The organism is Myxococcus hansupus (assembly GCF_000280925.3).
GTDB lineage: Bacteria > Myxococcota > Myxococcia > Myxococcales > Myxococcaceae > Myxococcus > Myxococcus hansupus.
The window spans coordinates 4,341,139-4,362,743 of the sequence record NZ_CP012109.1; the positions used below are offsets into that span (position 1 = coordinate 4,341,139).

A 21,605-nucleotide genomic window follows, 5' to 3' on the forward strand; every position below is an offset into this window, starting at 1 on the left:
GGCGCTCGTCGGAAGAAGCGGGCGTGCGTAACAAGGAATCGCGCGAAAATCTACGCGGACGCGTTCGCCCGATGAGCAACCCACCAGGGGAGCTTGTTTGTTCCCCAGTCATCAGCCCCCTCCGGCCCCGGAATGCCCCGAGGCCAGACCCTGGGGCCCCTCCCAGCACGCCCGGACCGCGGCCAAGGTGGCCATCAGCGTCTGGGCGCCTGGGGAACCGCCGCCCTCCCCCGCTCCCATGGGGAACGGGGGTTGGGGCACCGCTCAGCCGTGGATGCGAGCGGGCTCCGCGGCCTTCTGACGGAAGTACTCGATGGTGCGGCGCAGGCCCTCGCGGACGTCCGCGCTGGGCTCCCAGCCGAGCACCTTCTTGGCCAGCGCGTTGTCCACGCACGAACGCATCTGCTCACCCGGCTTGCCGGGGGCGTGGGTGACGGGGACGGTGGAGCCCGCCGCCTCGGCCAGCAGCGCGTAGAGGCGGTTGATGTCCGTCTCCACGCCGGTGCCGATGTTGATGGCGCCCACGTAGTCCTTCTCGAAGGCGAGCCGGTTGGCGCGGGCCACGTCCGGGCCGAAGACGAAGTCACGCGTCTGCTTGCCCTCGCCGTAGATGGTGCAGCCCTGACCGGCGATGAGCCGCTGGCTGAAGATGGCCACCACGCCGGCCTCGCCGTGCGGGTTCTGCCGGGGGCCGTACACGTTCGCGTAACGGAGCGCGACGTAGGGCAGCCCGTACTGCGCCCGGTAGTAGCCCAGGTACAGCTCGCCGGCCGCCTTGGAGACGCCGTACGGGGAGATGGGCCGCGTCGGGTGGTTCTCCGGCGCGGGGAACACGTCCTGCTCGCCGTAGATGGCGCCGCCCGTGGAGCTGAAGATGACCTTCTTCACCCCGGAGACGCGGGCGGCCTCCAGCAGGTTCAGCATGCCGCGGATGTTCACGTCCGCGTCGAAGCTGGGGTCGTCCACGCTGCGGCGCACGTCCATCTGCGCCGCCAGGTGGCAGAGCACGTCGGGCTTCTCCGACTTGATGAGCTCCGACGCCTCGCGGCTGCGGATGTCATGCACCGCCAGACGCACGCGCGGGTCCAGATTCTCCCGCTTGCCGCCGGACAGGTCATCCAACGCGATGACCTCATGGCCACCCCGGAGGAACTCGTCACACACATGCGAGCCAATGAAGCCCGCGCCACCTGTCACCAGGACCTTCACGCAACCTCCCGCCTGCAGGCCATCCTGAAAAATATCCCGAGCGGCAACCTATGCCGGGGTCCCTGGACCGGCAACCTCGCGGAACCACGCAATGGTCTCCCGGAGACCTTCCTCCAGGGGCACCTTGGGCTCCCAGCCCAGCAGCGTCTTGGCGCGGGTGATGTCCGGCTGACGCTGCTTCGGATCATCCTTGGGCAGCGGCTTCTCGATGATGGTGCCACCCCCGCCCGCCGCCGCGCGCACGGCCTCCGCGAACTGACGGATGGTCATCTCCCGGGGGTTGCCGATGTTCACCGGGCTGGACTCGTCCGACAGCATCAGCCGCACCAGGCCGTCCACCAGGTCCTTCACGTAACAGAACGAGCGCGTCTGGCTGCCGTCCCCGAAGACGGTAAAGTCCTCGCCCTTGAGGGCCTGGCCCACGAAGGCCGGAACCACGCGGCCGTCATTGAGGCGCATGCGCGGGCCATAGGTGTTGAAGATGCGCACGATGCGGACCTGCACGCCCTTGGTGCGCCCATAGGCCGCGGTGATGGCCTCCGAGTAGCGCTTGGCCTCGTCGTACACGGACCGGGGACCGATGGGATTCACGTTGCCCCAGTAGTCCTCGCGCTGCGGATGCACCAACGGGTCCCCGTACACCTCCGACGTGGAGGCCATCAGGAACACCGCCTGGTTCGCCTCCGCCAGCTTCAGCCCGTTCTCCGTGCCAATGGAGCCCACGCGCAGCGTCTCCAGCGGGAGCTGCGCATAGTCGATGGGCGAGGCCGGCGAGGCCATGTTGAACACGTAGTCCAGCGGCCCTTCCACCGGGATGCCCTCGGTGATGTCCGCCTTCACGAACGAAAAGCCCGGGCGCCCGTTGAGGGTGCACAGGTTCTCTTCGTTCCCCGTGATGAGGTTGTCCACGGCGATGACCACCGCCGCGCCGTCATCCAGAAGCCGCTCACACAGGTGCGACCCGACGAAGCCGGCGCCGCCCAGGACCGCTACCCGCTTGCCACGCATGCTCTTCACGTCACGCCTCTCTCTCACAGCTCGTCGAACGTGGACTGCCCCGGCAACTGCGCTTTGTATTTCTCCAGGACCAAGTCGATGCCCTGGCGGATGTACTCGGCCACGGGCACCTTCGTCTTCTGGTTCAGCGCCTTGAGGAGCTCGTTCTGCTCCGGGGTGATGTAGATGGTGGTGCTGACTTTCTTTCGGGCCATGGCGATATGTGAAAATATATGGAATGACGTGTCGCGCGAAAGCATCTCGTGCGGACCCCGTCGCCAGCCGGCCCCCGGACGCTGGGAGTTCTCGATGCCACGCTTCAAGCAGTTGATTTTCCTGGGCTTTATTGCCACGGGCGCGTTGACGGGCTGCGCCTCGGGCCGGTCGGCGGAGCGGGACGGACAGGCCGGCAAGGGCCGGGCGCCCGGGGACGCCATCCGCCCGGAGCGCGGCGGCAACGAAGAGGTCACGGAGCAGGACGCCAACGGCGACGGCCGGCCGGACGTGTGGACGTACACGGTGGACGGCCGCAAGGTGCGCCAGGAGCTGGACCTGAACTGGGACGGCCGCGTGGACCTGACGCGCTACTTCGACGCCAACGGCGACAAGGTGCGCGAGTCGCTGGACCTGGACTTCGACGGCCGGGTGGACGCGACCTACTTCTACGAGAAGGGCGTCAACACGCGGCGCGAGCGCGACACCAACGGTGACGGGCGCCCGGACAGCTTCACCTACTACGAGGCCGGCAAGCTGGTGCGCAAGGAGCGCGACACCCGCGGCACCGGCCGCATCGACTACTGGGAGTACTGGGAGAACGGCCAGGTGGACCGCATCGGCGAGGACCTGGACGGTGACGGCACCGTCGACAAGTGGACCCGCAACCCGAACAACACGGCCCGCGAGTAGGCGGGCCGTGGCGGTGGACGGAGGCTACGGGTTGCTGGTGCCCGTGCGCCCGTAGGCGTCCTCGAGCCGGACCACGTCATCCAGTTCCGGCGTGCTGACCTCGAGGATGTCGCAGTCGGTCAGCGCCACCATGCGGTGCTTGGTGAGCGGCTTGATGTGGTAGCTCTCACCGGGGTTCATCTCCTTCTCGATGAGCCCCTGGCCTTCGTCGACGACGAAGAGCAGCTTGCCGCTCTGGACGTGGATCGTCTCGTCCTTCTGGTTGTGGAACTGAAGGCTGAGCTTGTGGCCCTGCTTCACGTGCAGCAACTTCCCCACGTAGCGGTCCGTGTGAGCCCAGATGAGTTCGTATCCCCAGGGCTTCTCGACCCGCCTCGTCGTCGTCATGGCGCTTCCCGTCTTCCTCGGTCCGCTCTAGTTCGTGCCGGCCACGAAAGCGTCGAGCGAAGTCTCACGCTTGAAGTCTGACAGATACCGGGTGGCCGCATCCCGGGACGCGAAGCTTCCCATGCGGACGCGGTACCACGTGCCCTTTCCGGACACTTCCGCCGCCAGGATATAGGGGGCATAGCCCCGGTCACGCAACTTGGCCGCGAAGCGGTCGGCTTCCTGCTTGTCCTGGAACGCCGAGAGCTGGAGCGTGAAGGCCCCACCCTTCACCGCCTGCGCCGGCGGCGAGGCGGGCTGCGACGGCTGCTGGGTGGCGCGGGCAATGGCCTCCTTCAAGCCGCCGCCCTCCGTGGTGGTGGTGCGCGTGGGAACCGCGGCGGCCTCCACCTTGCCCGACACCGGCACCGCCTGGGCGACGGCGGTGGGCGGCGCCGTGGGCGCCTCGGCGACGACGACCTTCTCCGGAACGGCGGCCGCCTTCGGCTCCTCCGGCGGCAACTCGCCCGTGTCCGGGTCCGGCGTGGGCGCCAGCGCCGTCCGCTGGGCGGACGAGGGCTTGGACTCAGTGGGCTTCGCCGGCTCGGGCGGCTTCGGCGCGGCGGGCTTCTCCGCCGGCGGCGGGGCCTTGGCCACGGCGGGCTTCGGCGGCGGAGGCACCTCGGTCGAGGCCTTGCGCGTCAGCTCATCCGGGAAGATCAGCGCCTGGTCGTGCTGCGCGTTCTGGAGCGCCTGCGCGTTGGCATCCAGCGCGGAGAGCAGGTCCGGCGCGGCGACGGCGTCCGCATTGCCCGCGAGCTTCTTGCCCACGACGACGCCGAGCACGAAGACAGCGCCCATCACGACGATGCTGGCGATGAGCAGGCTGACGATCTGCCGGTTGTCCAGAGAGACGTCGAACTTCTCTTTCATCCGGTGAGCATCACGCATGGCTTGAAAGTCCTTGGGCACGAGCGCCGCGGGCCACACGAATCCGTGTTGCGGCCTGTAGCGACGGCATGGAGGGCAAAGTACGCCCCACCCCAGGGTCGGTCAAATTCGCGGTCCGCCTCGGGGCGCCGCCGTCAACCCGTCGCGGGGATGATGAACGCGGGTGTCGCGGCGAGGGGATGCGCGGGCAGTGCCCCATCAGGGGGTGGCGCCACACCGAGGCTTTCCGCCGTGGCAGGTGGGGCGTTGAGCCGCTCGCGCAGCTCCTTTCCCGCGGAGAACGACAGGGTCCGGCGCGTGGGTACCAGGACGCGCTCCCCCGTCTTCGGATTGCGGCCGGTGCGGGCTCGGCGCGTGCGCACGGCGAAGACGCCGAAGCCACGCAGCTCGATGCGCTTGCCGGCCACCAATGCACGGGACATCTCGTCGAAGACCGCATGGACGATGGCTTCCACCTCACGCCGAGGAACGTGCGGTGCACGCTCCACGATGCGCTCGATGAGCTCACTGCGCGTCATGCACACCTCCCGCTGGGCGACCGGGGACTCTATCGAAGCGGGGCCCCGCAGGACAAACCGCCCTCCCCTTCGCTCAGCGAAGCCGGACGTCGGCCGGGCCTTCGACTTCCACCTTCCGGCCATCCGGGGTGCGCAGCAGCACCTCCGCGCCGGACGGCACCACCAGCCGCACGGTGCGGCCCAGCGGGATGTCGCCGCCCTCCAGCAGCACGGCGGTGGCCAGGTCGTCGGTCTCCGCCACGATGTAGCCGTCCTCCACCGTGGCCACCACGCCTTCCTCGCCCAGCGAGCCGGCGTGGATGTGCGGCACGCGAGGCCGGTGAGGAGGCGGCGGCAGCGGCTTGCGGGGTCCGTCCGTCGCCGCCGCATCCGACGCCTTCTTGGACGACAGGCCATTGGGCGTGAAGAAGGCGGCGAAGTACCCGCTGGGGTTGTAGGGGTCGTCCTGCTGGGCGCTCGCGGGCGTCACCTGCACCTGCGTGTAGCGCGCGGCGATGATGCGCAGCGGCCGGGGCGCCTCCCGGAGCTTGCCCTCCACGATCTGGCGGGACGGCAGGTTGACGCCGTGGAGCTTCGCCTCGTCCGCGTCCCCCACCTCCAGGGAGTCACCCTTCTTCAGGAAGCGCAGGCCGCCGCCGAAGAACTCCAGCACGGCGGGCCCGGTGGCCTTCAGCTCGTCATGGCCGAGCAACTGAGAGCCCACGGCGATGGGCCGCCACTCCTTGCCCTCCGCGCGCAGCACGGGCGCCCCGGCCGCGAGCAAGCCCGCGACGGGCTTGTCCGAGCGCTCCTTGCACCCTGACGCCACGGCCATGACGACGGCCGCGAGCACACCGCTCACGAAGCGCTGCCCCATGTGATGTCTCCTCAAGCTGACGCGGGGTCAGACGATCCAACCACCGCCGAGCACGCGGTCCTGATCGTAGACCACCGCGGCCTGTCCCGGCGTCACCGCGCGCGCGGGCGCGTCCAACTTCACCGACACGAGCCCGTGCGGCGAGACATGAACCCGGCCCGGCGCGCCCGCGTGACGGTGGCGGATGCGGACCTCCACGGACTGGCTGGCCGGCGGCGGGCCGTCCACCCAATGCGGCTGGAGCAGACCGAAGTTGTCGCGGCCGGTGCCCTCGGCGGGGCCCACCACCACGCGCTGCGTCTCCGGCTCCAACCGGTGGACGTAGCGAATCTCGCCGCCGCCCAGGTTGAGCCCGCGCCGCTGGCCCACGGTGTAGCGGTGGATGCCCTGGTGCGTGCCGAGCACGTTGCCGTCGGTGTCGACGATGTCCCCGGCCGGCTGCGGCCCGGCGACCTTCTCCACGAAGCCCGCGTAGTCACCGTCCGGCACGAAGCAGATCTCCATGCTCTCCGGCTTCTGGCTGGTGACCAGCCCGTGACGCTCGGCGACGGCGCGGACCTCCGCCTTCGTCATGCCGCCCACGGGGAAGAGGATGTCGCGCAGCTCGTCCTGGCCCAGCGTGAAGAGGAAGTAGCTCTGGTCCTTGGCGGTGTCGACGGCGCGGCGCAGATGGTACCGGCCGTCCACCTCCTCCACCCGGGCGTAGTGGCCGGTGGCCAGACGGGCGCCGAGCGCCCGCGCGCGCTTGAGCAGGAAGTTGAACTTCACGTCCCGGTTGCAGGCGACGCAAGGGATGGGCGTGCGGCCCCCCAGGTACGACTGGACGAAGGGGTTGATGACGCGGTCCTGGAAGATCTCCTCCGCGTTGGCCACGTAGAAGGGAATCCCCAGCGACTGGGCCACGGCCCGCGCGTCGTCGATGTCGTCGGGACTGCAGCAGCTCCCGCACGTCGCCTTGCCCTCATAGGACCAGACGCGCAGGGTGATACCGATGACCTCGTGGCCCTGCTCCTTGAGCAAGGCGGCCGCGGCCGAGGAATCCACCCCGCCGCTCATCGCAACGACAACTCGCATGGTGCTCCTTCCTACACGCCCCCGCGTCCGGGCGCACGCGGCAGGACGTCCCACCCGCCCTTTCCCGACGAAGTCGCCCGGCCGGGCCGCTGGCTCAGCGAGCGGCCTGGGTGTGCCACGCCTTCAGCCGGGCCTGGAGTGCCTCCGCCGTGTTCAGGGCCGGCTCATCCAGCACGGACTCCACGAGGAAGCGCGTGGCCTCGCCAACGACGGGGGACGGGCCCACGCCCAGGGTGGCCATGATGTCGCCCCCCGTCAGCGCCAGGTCCTTCGCTGACAGCGGCGGCTTGGACGCGGTGATGGCCTCCAGCCGGGTGAACAGGGCCTCTACCTCCGGGAGCTGCTCCGGCGCCCGGACCTGGACGCGAGCCCGGGCCACCGCCACCCACAGCGGAAGCTGCGCCGGTCCCAGGCGGGCCAACAGGCGCCGCAGCGAGGCGTCCGAGGCCCCCACCTGGGCCTCCGCCTTCGCGTGCTCCACGAGCAGCGCCACCAGGTCCGCCGCCTTGTTGGGGAACTTCAGGCGCAGCCCGATGTCACGCGTCTGGGCGCGGTCGGCCAGGTCGGCCAGCAGCACGGCCATCCGGACCTCCACCTCCAATGGAGCGGCCTGGACGGCGGCGCGGGCCAGCGAAGCGGCCTGGGGCTCCGCGCGGGCGACCTCCGGCAGGAACACGTCCAGCAGCCCGGTGTCCGCGAGCAACCGCAGGCCGATTTCGGCGCGGGGCGACAGGAGCAGCTTCACCAGCTCCTCGCGCACGCGCTCCAGGGCGACCTTGCGGAAGACACCCAGCGTGGCGGGAATGGCGGCCCGGGTGGCGTCGTCGAGCGAGAACCCGAGCACCGCGGCGAAGCGCACCGCGCGCAAGGGCCGCAGGCCGTCCTCGGAGAATCGCTCCTGCGCGGAGCCCACGCAGCGGATGAGGTGGGCTTGGAGGTCCCCCTGACCGCCGAACGGGTCCACGAGCTCGCGATCCAACGGGTTGTAGGCCATCGCGTTGATGGTGAAGTCGCGGCGGGACAGGTCCTTGACGATGTCGCGTTCGAAGGCGACGGAGCTGGGCCGCCGGCCGTCGAGGTAGTCGCCCTCCGAACGGAACGTGGTGACCTCCACATGCGTGCCGTCCTGGAGGACGGTGACGGTGCCGTGCTGGATGCCGGTGGGGATGACCTTGCGGAAGGCGCGCTGGACCTCTTGCGGCAACGCGCTGGTGGCCACGTCGAAGTCCTTGGGATGGACCTGACGCACCATGTCCCGGACGCAGCCGCCCACCAGGTACACGGCGTGGCCCAGCTCGCGCAGCCGCGCGATGACGTCCAGCACGGGCTGGGGGATGTCGGCGTTGTGGAGGTTCGCGATCATGAGTCCCAGGACCCGGACGACATGCCCGGAGGCCCAGGACGCCTTGTACCGGCCGTCCTCGCCACATCCAAGCCCGGAGCCCTTCGCCCTGACGCGCGAAAGCAAGACGCGACGTTCTGCAATGGCTTGTTCATTCCACCGTACGGAAGTTTTCGCCAGGAAAGCAAAACGTAAATTCCCATTAAAACCAGTACCAATGCGCGGGATGCGTTCGTATGACAGTCATGGCGGCCATCCGGTACACGCGGGCATCGAGGGATGCAGTGCAGCAGGCGGACATGACTGGCTGGAGCGCCCAGTTGCTGGGCTACGCGCGCCTGCGAGGCCCCGATGGACAGGGAGTGAAGTTGGAGCGGCGTGCCGCCGCGCTGCTGGCCTACCTGGGGGTGGAGGGACCCGCCGACAAGGGCGCCGTGGCCGGCTTGCTGTGGCCCGACTCACCGCCCGCCACGGTGCGCAACAACATGCGCCAGTTGCTGCGCAGACTTCGGCTGCTCTGCGGCGGCGCGGAGCTGGTGGAGGGGGACCACCAGCAACTGGCGCTGTCGCCGGGCCTCACCCTGGACGTGGTCCGCCTGCGGCGAGCGGTGGGAGGCGCCGTGCCCCCGGACGTGCTGGCGTCCCTCTCGCAGGGCGCGGGCACGGGGCTGCTGTCCGGGCTGAGCTTCGACGACTGCGACGAACTGGCACGGTGGCTGGATGGGGCACGCACGGCGGTGGACGGCTGGGTGCGCAAGGCGCGCGAGGAGGAGGTCCAGCGCCGCATGGACACCCAGGACTGGCGGGCCGCCCTGGCCCTGGCCGAGGCGTGGGCCCAGCAGGAACCCGAGTCGGAGCAGGCGGGCCGCCACCTCATCCAACTCCATTACCTGTTGGGAGACCGGGGGGCGGCGCTCGCCGCCTTCGAACGGCTGCGCGCCACGCTGTCACACGACCTGGGCGTCACGCCGATGCCCGAGACACTGACGCTGGTGCGCAGCATCGAACGTTCCGCGCAGAGGGCACCGCCCGCCCTCCGTCCCACCCGGCGAGCCCTCCCCCTGAGCGTGCTCCGTCCGCCTGTGCTCGTGGGCCGGGAGGAGGCGCTGCGCCAGCTCCAGGAAGGCGCGGCGGCGGGACAACTGCTCTTCGTCACCGGTGAAGCGGGGAGCGGGAAGACGCGCCTCACCGAGGAGTTCGCCGCGTCGATGGGAAACTGGGTCCGCATGGAAGCGCGTCCCAGCGACCAGGACGTGCCCTATGCGTCGCAGACCCGCGCGCTCCGGGTGCATCTCGCCCGGAGCCCCGACGTTCAGCTCCCGGAGTGGGTCCGCGTGGAGGTCTCCCGCCTCCTGCCGGAGCTCGGAGGCTCGAGCCCCCTGCCCCCGATCGTTTCCGAGGCCGACGAGCTGCGCTTCTACGACGCCCACGCGGAGGCCATCGCCCTGCTGCACCGGGACTCCGACGTGGTTATCGTCGACGACGTCCAGTTCTGGGACCAGGCCAGCGCGAAGGTGTTCATGTACGCGCTCACCCGTCTCCTGGAGGGGAAACAGGGAGCGCGGAGGCCCGTCTTCATCGACTGCTACCGCAGGGGCGAGCTGCCCCACTACTCCGAAGCCAACGTGCGCAAGCTCGTGGACGCGGGCGTGGCGCGCGTCATCGAGTTGGGGACCTTGTCGGCCGGCGAGGTCCGCGAACTGCTCGCGGGCCTGGAGCTGCCTGACGCGGAGCACCACGCCGACGCGCTGGCGCGCTACACCGGCGGCAACCCGCTCTACGTCATGGAGACGCTGAAGCACCTCATCGAAACCGAGGCCCTCCACAAGGAATGGCCGCCGCGGCTGCCGCCACCTGGCCGCGTGGGCCCGCTCATCCAGCGCCGGATGGAGCGGCTCTCCCCTCGGGCCCGGCTGACCGCCCAGCTCGCCGCGATGGCGGACGTCCACTTCCGGGCCACGCTCGCGCCCGAGGCGCTCCAGCTCAGCGTCGAACATCTGCACGCCGCGCTGGCGGAACTCGAGTCCGCGCAGATTCTCGTGGGCGAGCGCTTCACCCACGACCTGGTGATGGAGGCGGTCCGCGCGAGCGTGTCTGCCTCCGCCGCGCGCTTTCTGCACGAACGGCTGGCGCGCGCCTTCGAACAGGACGCGGCGCCCGCCATCGTCGTGGCCCACCACTGGATGGAAGCCGGACAGGACGAGCGCGCGCTCCCCTTCCTGCTCACGGCCGCGCAGGTGGACGAACGGCTGCTGCCCAAGGGTCAGGCCGCGGGCCACTACGCCCGCGCGGCGATGCTGCTCGAAGCGGCGGGCCGGCACGAGGAGGCCGTCAACGCCCGCGCGGCCGAAGCCCGGTGCCGAAGGGCCGAAGGAGCGCCCGCCCCGGAGACGTCCGGGGCGTAGCGCCGGGGTGTCACGGGCAATACGTGCAGTAGAAGAATTGCGAGTGGAGCGCGTACTGCGACGACTCGCCCGTGCACGTCACCGTACAGTCATTGGCCGTGACACAGCGGCCGAGCTGCCCTTCACGCTCGATGGGGAAGGACGTCCAGTAGGTGGTGATACGGGGGCGGTAGAGCGTCGTGCAGGCCTGCGAGGAGACCTCGTCCGACGGAGCCTCGGCTTCTTGCGCCGCCTCGGCGGGCGTGAGCACCGCGCCCTCCTCGTTCAGGTCCATGTCTCCGCCGCATGCCACCAGGAAGCCAGCCACCACGGATACCGCCGCAGCCTGAATCGTTCTCACGGGCAAACCCTCTCAGTGAAGTTGCACAGCCACGGGATTGTGCCGCAGTAACCTGTTTCAACCGAGGAATAAGCGTCCTCCCAGAAAATCTTGAACGCGGCGGCCCTGGAAGGTAGGAGACCGGCATACCTCATGGATCTCACCGGTGACTCGGGATTGAATGACGCTGGGACGTGTTGACACGGGGACGCAGCGCATCGGTTATCGCCGCGAAACATCCACTCACGAGCCCTTTGACAACCGGTCCTGGGCGGTTGGCCACAGGTGTGCTAACGCAACGGACGTCCGCTCCACGGTCCCCCCGATGCCACCGGTAGCGACTACAGGCAATCATCCACATGCCACGAACCCGTAGCCTTCGTTCTGTTTCCTCACTTCAATCCACGCGAACCTCCCGGGTTCCCGCCTCGGCGCAGCCGCCGCTGGAGCAGGCGTTCCGCGCCGTGCTGCGCGAGGAGCTCGCCGGACAAGTGTCGCCCTTGACGGCCTCGCTCCTGCGCATCGCGGAGAGCCTGTCCCCCGGGAAGCAGCTCCGCCAGCCGCAGCGCCCGTTGTCGAACGCGGCGGCGCTGAGCGCCCTGGCCGCGCTGGCGCCGGTGGAGGCCGAGCACGAGGACGCCGAGCTAGAAGAAAGCGCGCCGGAAGCGCGGGCGTGCGCGGTCATTGGCTGCAAGCGGCCGGTGCGCAGCCTGGGCTACTGCGCGGCCCACTACCAGAAGCGGCGCCTGATGGTCGCCTCCGGGCGCCTGCATCAGGCCTGGACGGAAGACGCCGCGCCGCACAGCATCCCGGACGTCATCCTGGGCCGGCAGCGCCGGGAGACCACCGAGGCGCCGGCCGCGGCCGTCATCCCGCAGGCGGCGCGCGCCAGCGAGGACCTCGCGTCTGGGTTCGCAAGAAGGGCAGCGCCGCGACGGTGACGCCGACGAACGGCGACTCGCAGGCGCCCCTGCTGGGCCAGGCCTCGGTCATTCCGCCCATCCAGCCGTCCGGGCCGTCCGGGCAGCGCTCCGAGCGAGAGCAGGTCGCCTCCATCGTGGAGCAGTGGGCGAGCGAGTTCCGCGCGAACAAGCATCGCTCGTGACGCGCCCGGGGCCCTGGGGCTCCGACGCGGCGCGGCACGCAGCAACCATGGGCGGTGTGTGGCAATAGCACCGCCCATGACGGTCGCATGACAGAGCGCGGGCATGGTTCCACGGACTCGCATCAGCGGCAGCCGCCGCTGGGCCCTCCCTGGATCCTCCGCATGGACTCCGCGACCCGCAGCAGCGACTTCCCGTCACTCTCCCGAGACGCAGAACGCCAGCTCATCGCGCGCACGCGGCCCTTCGCCGCGCAGGACCCGCGCCGGAGCTGGTGGGAGGTGGGGACCACCTTCGCCGCGTTGGTGGCCGCGGTGGCGCTGGCCACGCTGCCGCCGTGGTGGCCCCTGCGGGTGGTGGGAAGCGTGGTGCAGGCGCTGGTGCTGATCCGCTCCTTCATCCTGGTGCATGACTACCTGCACGGTTCGCTGCTCTCGGGTTCGAAGTGGGCGCGGGCGATCTTCCACACGCACGCGGTGCTGCTGCTCACGCCCCCGAAGGTCTGGAGCGAGACGCACAACCACCACCACGCGAACACGGCGCGCCTGGCGGCCTCCGCGTCGGGGACGTTCACCACGTGGACGGCCCAGCAGTGGAAGGAGGCCACGGCGCTGGAGCGGTTGGCCTACGTCGTCGAGCGGCACCCTGTCATCATGCTCTTCGCGTACCCGTTCGCGTTCCTGAGCGGGCTGTGCATCGTGCCCTTCTTGAAGCAGCCACGGCGCTACTGGAGCGCGGGCTTCGCCGTGGCGCTGCACGTGGCCATCAGCCTGGCCGTCCTCCACTTCGGCGGCCTGGGTGTGTACCTCACGGCGATGGTGCTGCCGCTGTCGCTCGGCTACGCGTTGGGGGCGTACCTCTTCTTCTCGCAGCACAACTTCCCGGACGTGTCCCTCCGCGAGGACGCGGACTGGACGCACGCGAGCGCCGCGCTGGAGGCCTCGAGCTACCTGGCCTGTGGTCCGGTGATGGCGTGGTTCACGGGCAACATCGGCTACCACCACGTGCACCACCTCAACCCGCGCATCCCCTTCTACCGGCTGCCGGAGGCCATGGCCGCCATCCCCGAGCTCCAGCACCCGCGCACCACCACCCTGCACCCTCGGGACGTGCTGGCGTGTCTGCGGCTCAACGTTTGGGACGCGAACCGGGGCCGGATGGTGCGCTTCCGGGACGTCCAGGCCACGCGCTGAGAGGCCGCCAGGGCCCCGGGGGGCCGGGCTCCGTGGAAACGGGCGCGCAGGCGCGTTGCGCGCGCCGGGCCGCCTGCTATAACGCACGCCGTTGCGCATGCGCCCGCGGCCGTGGGGTGCATGGTGGTGGCTTTCTGGCGGACCTCCGTCAGTCAGCGCAGTGCGTGGAGTCCGTGGGACGCATGACCCCGTAGCTCAGTTGGATAGAGCGACGGTTTCCTAAACCGTAGGCCACAGGTTCGATTCCTGTCGGGGTCACTCAGTAAGTCGTCTTTGATTGTGGCACCTTTGTGGCGAGTGGGTTCAATCCTCGCACAGTACTGGTGCCAGTACGGCCGAGCCAAAGTCAGACACGCATGGCGAGGTGCTTGTGGACGGATTGCTCCGGCGCAGAGCCTTTTCGAATCCCCGACGGCCATGACAGCTTTGCGGCTGAGTGCTGCGGCGTTCGTGGCCATCGGCTGCGCCAGTGCCCCCGTACTGCGGGGCCATCTACTCACTGGGTGATGGCGTCTACTACGCCAGCATGCCCTCCCCCCTGAGCGAGCCGGCCCCCGTGGGTCCGTCGAAGAAGAAGACATGCATCCCCCCTCGCTACGTTGTCGATGAGAGAGGCCGGGCGATTGTGCTCGGGGACTTCCACAGCCATCCGTGGTCCCCCTCGGCGATGACGCCCACGGACCGCCTCGCCAGGACGCAATCTGGAGCATCCGCATCCAGTTCGACCGGGCCTGCACCATCACCAAACTGGTGCCGAATCTCGGCAGCGAGCAACCCGGAGAGGTCTACCTCCGACAACGCAAGCGCTGGAAGCTGGTGGGCATCATCAAGAACGAGGACAAGGGCCCCGGCTTCGTCACTTCGGTGGACGACTGAGGGCTGAGCGTGTCGATGCACATTCGGATTCGTGGCCCGCACGGAGGCCCCATGAAGCGCGTTCTGCTGCCCCTTCTCTGCATCCTCCCGGCATGCGCCCTGTTCCAGAAGCCGCCGCGCCCGGCCCACGCCCCGCCGGAAGAGGCTGCCACCGTCACCATCCCGCTCGCGTTTCCGACTGAGGGGCGGCACATCATCGACGGCACCATCCTGCGCGCCATCCAGCTCGCCATGGAGGACTACCTGCCCTGGGACCGGAAGCTGCCCAAGAACGCCACCCCGCTCTACGAGTGCCTCAACCGTCGCGAGTCCTACGTGGTCGCTGCGGCACCTGCCTCGCCGGGCGTCGTGCTCGTCAGCATCATCCCGAATCCGGATGTATGCGACATCGGCACGGCCCCGATTCTGGACGCGGGTGCCACCTATGCGGTTGATGTGAAGGGCTGGCGCATCCTCGCGGTGCAAGACTAGTCGCACAGTCGCCGCCGACATCCCCGGCGAGGCAGCCACATGCAGCCGCCCCGCCGGATGCGTCACGCGACCTGGGGCTGTCCCTCGTGAAGCGCCTGCTCCAGCCGGCGGGCCGCGGCTTCGCAGTAGCGCTCCTCGAGCTCCACGCCCACCGCGCGCCGGCCGAGCTGCTGCGCGGCGACGAGGGTGGAGCCGCTCCCCGCGAATGGGTCCAGCACCAGGCCCCCGGCTGGGCATGAGCGCTCAATCAACAGGCGAAGCAGGGAAACGGGCTTTTCGGTCGGGTGGAGCCGCTTGGGAGGGGGCACGGGCGCGAAGCCCGCGAGCACGGCCACCATGCGCTTGCCCACCAACGGCCGGCGCTTGCCGCCAACCGCGTGGAGGAGCACCTCGTAGTCCGGGGCGTACGAGCCGGTGCAGTCGCCCACGCCGCCGCGGTTCTTCCACCAGATGAGAGCCCCCTTCATCTTGAGGTGTGCCGCGACCGCGTCAGTGAAGTCCGGCCAGCTCGACCAGTGGCAGAAGACGAGGGCATGCGCATCTGCGGCAAGGCTGGGCCCAGCAGCCGTCAGAGCCTGGCGCAGCACCCGCATCCCCTGGCGCGAACCATCGGCCCGGATTGCGGCGGCGCGCTGCCCCCTCCCCTCGTACGCCATGCCGTAGGGCGGGCCCGTGAGCATCAAGTCCACGGATTCGGACGGTAGGCCCAGGAGTTGGTCGCGGCAGTCTCCGAGATACAGGGTAACGAGGTCGCTCTGGAAGTAGGGCTTCACGGGTCCTTTCTCGACGCGGCGAGCCCGACCCTGCACGGAGGATGCCGCCCGCCTCCCCCTAACGGCACTGACAGTCCGCCCGCCGTCACACTGTCGGGGGCGATTGTCACAAACCCTGGCGGCGCCGGGCACTCCAAAGACAAATGATCCGTTTGGGATTGATGTCTCATGACATCATCAAAAAGAGAAGCCCTAGCGCCGACCATCCCCTCTGGAAATCGGCATCCCATTGTCAATCACCACATCCGAAAGCTGTATTATCTGGCGCGACTGCTTGAACTGCTCTGCACACACACAACGCAACACGTCCCGCCCGCCCATGAATTGGGCGGACGGGAATGTGTCTCACCAGCCGAACGTGAACCGAGCACCGACACCGGCCATCCGCTCCCGTGCGTTGGCCTCACCGAAGGCAAATAGCCCGAGGTCCGACCAGAGCCGCGCCCCCGCTTCCAGGCGCGCGTAGGAGCCGGAGAGCGAGGACACGCCGGACTGGGCCTCCAGGCAACCGCTCCTCACCGGCACATCGGAGAGGACACGGGAGAGCCCCGCGGACACGGCTACCCGCGGGGCGTCGTAGGGACCGGCAGCACCCCGCCCAGGCCCGAGCTGGTGATAGTGTGCGCCATGGACAGGGACTCCGCGGCCCTGGTCTGCGCCGCCTTCAGCGAGGCCTTCTGCTCGCCGTGGATGGCGCTGAAGGACAGCTTCACCACCGCCTGCTCGTGCGGCTTGAGCGGGCGCCAGCCGTTGGCCCGGAACCACTCGTCCACCGCCTAGAGTCCGCGCGCAGCCTTGCCCCAACCGTTGTCCTCCGGGTTCTCCGCGGCGATGTCCTCCACGATGTTGAAGGCATGGAGCGCGGCCAGAGCGATGCGCCGCTTGCGCCGCTCGTTAAGCCAGCCACCGCCCCAGAAGAGGGCGACGCCGGAGCCGACGACTCCGAGCACCGTGGCGATGCCGGCGGGAGTGACGACGGACGCGATGATGGTGTCGAGGATGCCGCTCGTTGCGGCCCCGGTCGCCTACGCGAGAGCCACGGGGGCGGCGAGCATGATGCCGAGGGAGGCAGAGAGGATGAGGGTTTTGCGGTGCTTCATGGGTGCTTTCTCCTGGGGGACTGCGAGGTCGACAGCCCCCAGGAGAAGCGGCGCGCAGGCGGCAAACTCCGCGCGGCGCCGGAACACGTCCGCCGAGTAGTCCCGCCCGGTGGTGACGCTGTCCACCATGACCTGGCGGTGCTCGTCGCTGGCATCGGCAGCCACGCACCCGAAGACTGAGCGCACCCGCCCCAGCCCCGCGTTGTAGGCCGCGAGGGCGCCGGCCACGTAGCCGTTCAGCGAGTCCAGGTTGCGACGCAGGAGACGGCAGCTGTAATGCACGTTGACCGCCGGGTCCCGCCACAGTGGGCGCCCCAGGTCGTCCACGGCCCCGACGAAGCCCTTGTGGGCGCGGTCATCAATCTGCATCAGGCCGCGCCCGTGGCCGTGGTCCCCCGTCCCCAAGGGGCCTTTCGGGGTGAGCGCATCGCCGCCCAGGGACTCACGGTCCATCAGGGCGAGCACCAGCAGAGGGTCAAGGCGGTACAGCGAGGCAATGGGCTCCACGACGGAGCGCCAACGTTCAATACGAGACGGAACCGGCATTAAGACTCCCGATGGCAAAAGGTTGCCGTCGGAAGAAGGGGCGCCAAGTGGTGCGGACCCGCAGACAGCCGCTACTCTGTCAAAGCAGCACAAACAACCACATCCAGGAGAAGCAAATGCAAAGGCACGTCATAGGAGCGCTGCTGGCAGGCGTACTCATCGCGGGATGCGGTGGCGTCGAGGTAGACGAAGACGCCGCACTTGAAACTCGACGCGACGAGCTCCCCGCCTGTCTCGGTCAGGACTACACCATCACCTACTACACGGACGCCAGTCACTCCACGTGGCGAGGAACACTCACCTGTGGCTGCGGATATGACCAGTCGATTCTGTACGGCTTCCGGAGCAGCCACTTCGAGAAGGTCTACCAGTGCAACTAAAGGCACTCAAACAGAGACACGCCCATTGGCGTCTCGTGATGACCTGATGTTCGTACTCCCGAGGGTAGGATAGCCCCTCGGGAGTAGCGGCCCTCACGGGCGAGAGCGGCCCGCGTCCTGGGCGGCCACGACGTTCGCCGCGTGCTGCATCTGGCGGGCGCTGCGCTCCCCCATGAGGAGGTGCGTGTCGCTTGACGCGCGGGCGAGCTGAGGCCGGGCCTCGGCCTGCCAGGACTCCAGCGCCTTGAGACGCAGGTCCACCTGCTTCAGCATGGAGTCGTGTTCCCCGACGCGGCGCAGCTCCGCCTTGATGTCGCGCACTCCGTCCGCCACCGCGCCCAGGCGCTCCACCAACAGCGGCACCTGCTCCACGGCGGCCTCGTGCTTCGCCTGGCGCCGGGAGAGAAGCCCCTGGAGGAGCGGCACGAGAAGCTGGCTCGCCGCCAGGACGAAGACGGCGGTTTCGATGGTGGGCGTGCTCATGCCCCGTCAGAAGGGGTGCCGAGGAATCGGAGCCACGGGCCGCCACACCCCAACGGACGTCCGCACAGGCGGCACCGGGGAGGCCGCTTCTTCACGGCGCATCGCCTCCGAAAAAGTAGCTCGGGTCATCACACCGCCCCCGGGCCAAGCAGTATTCATCCTTGCACTTCGAGCAGGGGGGCGCGGTTGAGGACCAGGCAGGGGCAGACTCGGGAAGGCAGCCCGGAGCACAGCCACCGCCGCCCCGTCCGCGAGCGTCACCACTTTGACGTGGCGCCATAGGGTGCGGAGCGCCTGCTCCACGTTGGCCCTGAAGTCCTGCCCCTCCGACAGGGCCGCGCTCAACACTGCATCCCGCTCGTCGTACCGGCGGCGCCAGTGAGCGCGCCAGTACTCGGCATCCTGGAGCCGGCGGTAGACGACGAGGAGTTCCACGGCGAGGACTACTGCGACGACGGCAAGAAGGACTGTCACGCCCGCCAGAAGGGGCGCCGTCAGCCACTTAGCGTGCGTCACCCAGCGCACCGTACCCAATCAACCTCACAAACAACAAGCAATGCTTCGCCCTACTCGAGACATGAACTACCATCCTCACGCGCAGCAAGCGCCGCTCATTGCCGCGCATGCAGCCTCAGCACCCACCCTGCGGCCCAACCTCCGCACTCAAGGAAACAACTCACTCATGCCATCTCCCATCAAAACAATCATCTCCGCTGGCACTGTACTCCTTGCCGCATGTGGGGTTGGGCAGGAGCCCCTTTCGGATATATCCACCCCAGATTCATCGTCCGATGTAGGCGCGGTTCAAGCGGCATCGCATCAGTGCCTTCCAGCTACCGTCGTCGGAGGTACGGACCCTTTGGCGGACTGCTTCAACAGCGCTGCCGCCAGGAGTGACGCTGAGTTGGTCTGCCTTAGCCTTGGTACGGTGCTGACCTACTGGAGCTTTCATGACCCATACGCCAATTGTCAGCATGGCGAGGCGACCATGTTCCGATACACTTGCTGCACCCCGCATTAGGTCCCATCCAACGAGGGCAGCAGCGACACGACCGCGAAGCGGCGACACAGGAGGCGGAGGGCGGGCTCCACGTCGACCATGAAGCCCCACCCTTCCGACAGGGACGCACTCAATGGCGCGTCCCGCTCGTCGTGCCAGGGGCGCCAGTGAGAGCGTCAGTACTTGGCATCCTGGAGCCGGCGGTAGACAACGAGGAGCACCGCGGCGAGGGCGACAACGAGGACGGGCATGCCCGCGAGAAGGGGCTTGCCCGGCACCAAGCCCTGCACATTATGGCTATGCGCCCGAGCCCGCCGGGCGCTTGCGGTCCACAGAACCCGACGCCTCACGCAGAGCCGCATCGGCCCGCTCACACCAAACAGCCAGGGCAGTGACAGCCGGCGCCATCCGCATCCGCTCCTGCCACTCGGCAACAGCCATGAGCGTGTCGGTCGCATGCCGCTCCGCCAACACACCAAACTGCGCCTGGGCCGCGATGGAGGGCTCCATGCGAGCCCAATCCCGCTCGCGGACCTCCGACAGCCTGGCGCCGGCATCCTCAAAAGCCACGCGGAGCCGCTGTGGGCCCGGGGCACAAGTCCACATAAGCACGACACAACCAGCCCGGCGACGGGCGTTTGGGCTCGGCTAGACCGATTGCCCTCTCTCCGCCAAGAGCTCACGGCGCATCCCTCTCCAAAGAAGAAGGAAGGGTCATCGCACCGCCCCCAGGCCAAGCAGCACCTGTCGCCGCGATTCAGGCAAAGGGGGCGCGGTTGAGGACCCGGCAGCGGCAGGCTCGGGAAAGTAGCCCGGAGCCTCTGCCCCTGCCCCGTCCAAGGGCGTCACGATCTCGGCGCGGTGCCACAGAGTGCGGAGCGCCTGACCCACGTCGCCCCTGAGACCCTGCCCTTCCGATAGGGCCGCGCGCAACTCCGCGGCCCGCTCGCCGTGCCGGAGGTGCCAGCGAGCGCGCCAGTCTTCAACATCTTGGAGCCGGAGGTAGACAGCGAGTAGTACCACCGCGAGGACGACAGCGACGACGCCGGAATAGGAGGCTGCACGGCAACAAGGACTACGCCTTCAGGAAGAACCGGCGGGGGCTCCTCCTTCGCGGGATCGATCCTCGCATCGCGCGTCCGGGCATCGCATCCAAGGAACACCTGGGGCGTTATCGCGGGGTAGTGGCGCGCACGCAGGCTTGGAAGAATCAGCTTCGCAGACTTCGCATCCGCGACGACCGCACGGACAACGTCTACTTCGGCTGCATCGTCCTCGGATGCTGCCTCATGCTCCTACCTTGCCTCTGTCCTGACATTCATTAAAAGTCATAAGCTATTGCCTCTGCACATAACAAGCACCTATCATTGCCGTGCACGCAAGCTGACCATCCAACCATTGACTTCGCAGCCACACCTAGAAAGCAGACTGTCCATGCAATCGCTCAACAGAGCCTTCGTCTTCGTTGGTGCCGTGCTCCTTACCGCCTGTGGATCAGGCCAGGACTCACCCATGGATGAAACCGGCCCAGAATCCTTTCCTGCTGTGGGGGAGGTTCAAGCGGCGTCTCATGTTTGTGATCCGGCGGTCATCGTCGGCAGCGTGGAGCCTGGAGCGGACTGCTTCCATGGCCCGACTGCCTTCGCAGAAGCCCGGTCCGCATGCACAGACGTCGGCATGACATTGACCTACTCCAGTTGGAGTATTAGCCCAGGGGTCACTTGCCCTTCCGAATACGTCACTTTGGCCCGCTACATCTGCTGCGTCCCGCATTAGCGCCCAATCAGGCGGAACAGCGGGATTAATCAGCAGGGCTGGAATCCAATGGAAAGACTCCAGAGAGAAGTTGCGGCGCAAAGTCGCCGCAACTCCTAACAGATCATGGAGGGCCGGAACCGCCGGCTCCTCCACGCAACCAGCCCCAATCCTCGGGTGCGCCCTCCAACACGAGCACCAGCTCTCTAGGGCAACCGGGCGAGAGTTGCTTGCAGGGCGGCGATCTGGGTCGACACATCGTCCTTCACTGCCTCGTCACCTCCCCAGAGCTCCAGAAAGGTCCAATCGTCTGAGGGAGGGGCTATCATGTGGCCGAGCACCTCAATCGATTTGCGCAGCAGCGCGGCGAGCTCGTCAACATATCGCGACGGAACCATGAAAGGGCTGCCGAAGCTCGCAAGGACATGGGCAGCGGCCCTGAACTGTTCATACCGTTCTTCGACAGGATCAAAACTTTTGATCTCCGCGATCAGGAGGGGCCAACCTTCGGCCCAGAACCGGCCGAACCAATCGGCGCCCTCGTCGGTTTCCCACGCATGGTTTCCCCAATCGCCCAATGGAGTTCCTCTTCCTTCCCAGCTAGATGTTATAGCCGCTTTGGGCGCGCAGTGACTGAGAACTCTCGTTCTTGAGCCACTCGGGTTCTGTGACGTTCTCTCAAACTCTACATTCGAAGTACGGAACACACAGCCCGACACCGGGTTTACGGATACCCTCCACCCCAAATCCACTGACGATACTGTGATCGGAGATGCGGGCGCATCGTGTGCGACGAACAGCGTGGACTTCTGAGACGCTGCGCTGCTCTTGGTACCAGGGTGGGATGCAAACAACATCAGCAGAGGAAGCGCCTCTGCCCACACATAAAATCCCAGACACCATTTATCACAGCGGCACGCCCCCTTTTGGTCAGCCAGCACGATTCAAGGTTTGAAGCGAGAGTAATCAGTAGCGTCGATTCA

At 68.1% G+C, this 21,605-nt stretch carries 26 protein-coding genes and 1 tRNA gene; 9 read left to right on the forward strand and 18 right to left on the reverse strand.

Annotated features, from left to right (window positions below):
* Positions 1-264: 264 nt before the first annotated feature.
* Genes A176_RS16420 through A176_RS16430 form a run of 3 tightly spaced genes read right to left on the reverse strand, consistent with a single transcriptional unit; the run spans position 265 to position 2,420 of the window.
* Positions 265-1,209 (reverse strand): NAD-dependent epimerase/dehydratase family protein, encoded by a 945-nt coding sequence (locus A176_RS16420; RefSeq protein WP_002640581.1) that lies wholly within the window; start codon positions 1,207-1,209, stop codon positions 265-267.
* A 48-nt stretch (positions 1,210-1,257) separates the two neighbouring features.
* Positions 1,258-2,217 carry a UDP-glucuronic acid decarboxylase family protein gene (locus tag A176_RS16425; protein WP_044890487.1) on the reverse strand — a complete coding sequence of 320 codons (960 nt, stop codon included), beginning with the start codon at positions 2,215-2,217 and terminating at the stop codon, positions 1,258-1,260.
* A gap of 23 nt (positions 2,218-2,240) precedes the next feature.
* Entirely contained in the window at positions 2,241-2,420 is a 180-nt protein-coding gene (locus A176_RS16430; protein ID WP_002640579.1) for a ribbon-helix-helix domain-containing protein, read from the reverse strand.
* A 94-nt stretch (positions 2,421-2,514) separates the two neighbouring features.
* Here A176_RS16430 and A176_RS16435 point away from each other — a divergent pair, with 94 nt between their 5' ends.
* Complete coding sequence (locus A176_RS16435; RefSeq protein WP_002640578.1) at positions 2,515-3,111, forward strand: hypothetical protein; 597 nt, start codon at positions 2,515-2,517, stop codon at positions 3,109-3,111.
* A 24-nt stretch (positions 3,112-3,135) separates the two neighbouring features.
* Here the strand turns inward: A176_RS16435 and A176_RS16440 are convergent, their stop codons facing one another.
* From A176_RS16440 to A176_RS16465, 6 genes are all read right to left on the reverse strand, one after another.
* Positions 3,136-3,498, reverse strand: coding sequence for a cupin domain-containing protein (locus tag A176_RS16440; RefSeq protein ID WP_002640577.1), 363 nt, complete (start codon positions 3,496-3,498; stop codon positions 3,136-3,138).
* A 27-nt stretch (positions 3,499-3,525) separates the two neighbouring features.
* Complete coding sequence (locus A176_RS16445; RefSeq protein ID WP_044890488.1) at positions 3,526-4,428, reverse strand: SPOR domain-containing protein; 903 nt, start codon at positions 4,426-4,428, stop codon at positions 3,526-3,528.
* A gap of 134 nt (positions 4,429-4,562) precedes the next feature.
* Positions 4,563-4,946, reverse strand: a complete 384-nt coding sequence (locus A176_RS16450; protein ID WP_002640575.1) for an integration host factor subunit beta — start codon at positions 4,944-4,946, stop codon at positions 4,563-4,565.
* A gap of 73 nt (positions 4,947-5,019) precedes the next feature.
* Positions 5,020-5,802 carry a hypothetical protein gene (locus A176_RS16455; RefSeq protein WP_002640574.1) on the reverse strand — a complete coding sequence of 261 codons (783 nt, stop codon included), beginning with the start codon at positions 5,800-5,802 and terminating at the stop codon, positions 5,020-5,022.
* A gap of 27 nt (positions 5,803-5,829) precedes the next feature.
* Complete coding sequence (mnmA, locus tag A176_RS16460) at positions 5,830-6,876, reverse strand: tRNA 2-thiouridine(34) synthase MnmA (protein WP_002640573.1); 1,047 nt, start codon at positions 6,874-6,876, stop codon at positions 5,830-5,832.
* A gap of 94 nt (positions 6,877-6,970) precedes the next feature.
* A complete protein-coding gene (locus A176_RS16465; RefSeq protein WP_002640572.1) occupies positions 6,971-8,239 on the reverse strand; it encodes a CCA tRNA nucleotidyltransferase in 1,269 nt (422 codons plus the stop codon).
* A 224-nt stretch (positions 8,240-8,463) separates the two neighbouring features.
* On the opposite strand from A176_RS16465, the gene A176_RS16470 reads away from it, so the two are divergent.
* Positions 8,464-10,623: an AAA family ATPase gene (locus A176_RS16470; RefSeq protein ID WP_044890434.1), complete on the forward strand. Its 2,160-nt coding sequence runs from the start codon at positions 8,464-8,466 to the stop codon at positions 10,621-10,623.
* 10 nt (positions 10,624-10,633) lie between these two features.
* Here the strand turns inward: A176_RS16470 and A176_RS16475 are convergent, their stop codons facing one another.
* Complete coding sequence (locus A176_RS16475; RefSeq protein ID WP_044890489.1) at positions 10,634-10,963, reverse strand: hypothetical protein; 330 nt, start codon at positions 10,961-10,963, stop codon at positions 10,634-10,636.
* Between the two features lie 338 nt (positions 10,964-11,301).
* Here A176_RS16475 and A176_RS16480 point away from each other — a divergent pair, with 338 nt between their 5' ends.
* The 6 genes from A176_RS16480 (at position 11,302) to A176_RS16500 (ending at position 14,585) form a co-directional block, all read left to right on the forward strand.
* The gene (locus A176_RS16480) at positions 11,302-11,883 is read left to right on the forward strand and encodes a cell wall protein (RefSeq protein ID WP_226994343.1); all 582 of its coding nucleotides are present in this window, start codon (positions 11,302-11,304) and stop codon (positions 11,881-11,883) included.
* Positions 11,880-12,047 (forward strand): hypothetical protein, encoded by a 168-nt coding sequence (locus A176_RS39950; protein ID WP_226994344.1) that lies wholly within the window; start codon positions 11,880-11,882, stop codon positions 12,045-12,047. The genes A176_RS16480 and A176_RS39950 overlap by 4 nt, the downstream gene beginning before the upstream one ends.
* Positions 12,048-12,209: 162 nt before the next feature.
* Complete coding sequence (locus tag A176_RS16485; RefSeq protein ID WP_002640568.1) at positions 12,210-13,238, forward strand: fatty acid desaturase family protein; 1,029 nt, start codon at positions 12,210-12,212, stop codon at positions 13,236-13,238.
* A gap of 184 nt (positions 13,239-13,422) precedes the next feature.
* Positions 13,423-13,496, forward strand: a tRNA-Arg gene (locus A176_RS16490).
* 393 nt (positions 13,497-13,889) lie between these two features.
* Positions 13,890-14,114 (forward strand): hypothetical protein, encoded by a 225-nt coding sequence (locus A176_RS16495; RefSeq protein WP_002640567.1) that lies wholly within the window; start codon positions 13,890-13,892, stop codon positions 14,112-14,114.
* Between the two features lie 51 nt (positions 14,115-14,165).
* The gene (locus tag A176_RS16500; RefSeq protein ID WP_002640566.1) at positions 14,166-14,585 is read left to right on the forward strand and encodes a hypothetical protein; all 420 of its coding nucleotides are present in this window, start codon (positions 14,166-14,168) and stop codon (positions 14,583-14,585) included.
* Between the two features lie 62 nt (positions 14,586-14,647).
* On the opposite strand, the gene A176_RS16505 is transcribed toward A176_RS16500, so the two are convergent.
* The 5 genes from A176_RS16505 to A176_RS39965 all read right to left on the reverse strand — a co-directional run bounded on the left by A176_RS16505 (position 14,648) and on the right by A176_RS39965 (position 16,965).
* Entirely contained in the window at positions 14,648-15,358 is a 711-nt protein-coding gene (locus A176_RS16505) for a DNA-methyltransferase (RefSeq protein ID WP_002640565.1), read from the reverse strand.
* Between the two features lie 345 nt (positions 15,359-15,703).
* Positions 15,704-15,844: a hypothetical protein gene (locus A176_RS16510; RefSeq protein ID WP_226994345.1), complete on the reverse strand. Its 141-nt coding sequence runs from the start codon at positions 15,842-15,844 to the stop codon at positions 15,704-15,706.
* Positions 15,845-15,918: 74 nt separating this feature from the next.
* A complete protein-coding gene (locus A176_RS39955; protein ID WP_002640563.1) occupies positions 15,919-16,131 on the reverse strand; it encodes a hypothetical protein in 213 nt (70 codons plus the stop codon).
* Positions 16,132-16,134: 3 nt separating this feature from the next.
* Positions 16,135-16,308 carry a hypothetical protein gene (locus A176_RS39960; protein ID WP_021781389.1) on the reverse strand — a complete coding sequence of 58 codons (174 nt, stop codon included), beginning with the start codon at positions 16,306-16,308 and terminating at the stop codon, positions 16,135-16,137.
* Between the two features lie 75 nt (positions 16,309-16,383).
* The gene (locus tag A176_RS39965) at positions 16,384-16,965 is read right to left on the reverse strand and encodes a transglycosylase SLT domain-containing protein (protein WP_226994346.1); all 582 of its coding nucleotides are present in this window, start codon (positions 16,963-16,965) and stop codon (positions 16,384-16,386) included.
* A gap of 155 nt (positions 16,966-17,120) precedes the next feature.
* Here A176_RS39965 and A176_RS16520 point away from each other — a divergent pair, with 155 nt between their 5' ends.
* On the forward strand, positions 17,121-17,384 hold the full coding sequence (locus A176_RS16520; protein ID WP_002640561.1) for a hypothetical protein: 264 nt from the start codon (positions 17,121-17,123) through the stop codon (positions 17,382-17,384).
* Between the two features lie 93 nt (positions 17,385-17,477).
* Here the strand turns inward: A176_RS16520 and A176_RS16525 are convergent, their stop codons facing one another.
* The 3 genes from A176_RS16525 to A176_RS16540 all read right to left on the reverse strand — a co-directional run bounded on the left by A176_RS16525 (position 17,478) and on the right by A176_RS16540 (position 21,200).
* A complete protein-coding gene (locus A176_RS16525; RefSeq protein WP_002640560.1) occupies positions 17,478-17,867 on the reverse strand; it encodes a hypothetical protein in 390 nt (129 codons plus the stop codon).
* A 1,297-nt stretch (positions 17,868-19,164) separates the two neighbouring features.
* Positions 19,165-19,377: a hypothetical protein gene (locus tag A176_RS16535; protein ID WP_002640557.1), complete on the reverse strand. Its 213-nt coding sequence runs from the start codon at positions 19,375-19,377 to the stop codon at positions 19,165-19,167.
* A gap of 1,451 nt (positions 19,378-20,828) precedes the next feature.
* Positions 20,829-21,200, reverse strand: coding sequence for a hypothetical protein (locus tag A176_RS16540; RefSeq protein ID WP_044890437.1), 372 nt, complete (start codon positions 21,198-21,200; stop codon positions 20,829-20,831).
* Positions 21,201-21,605 lie beyond the last annotated feature (405 nt).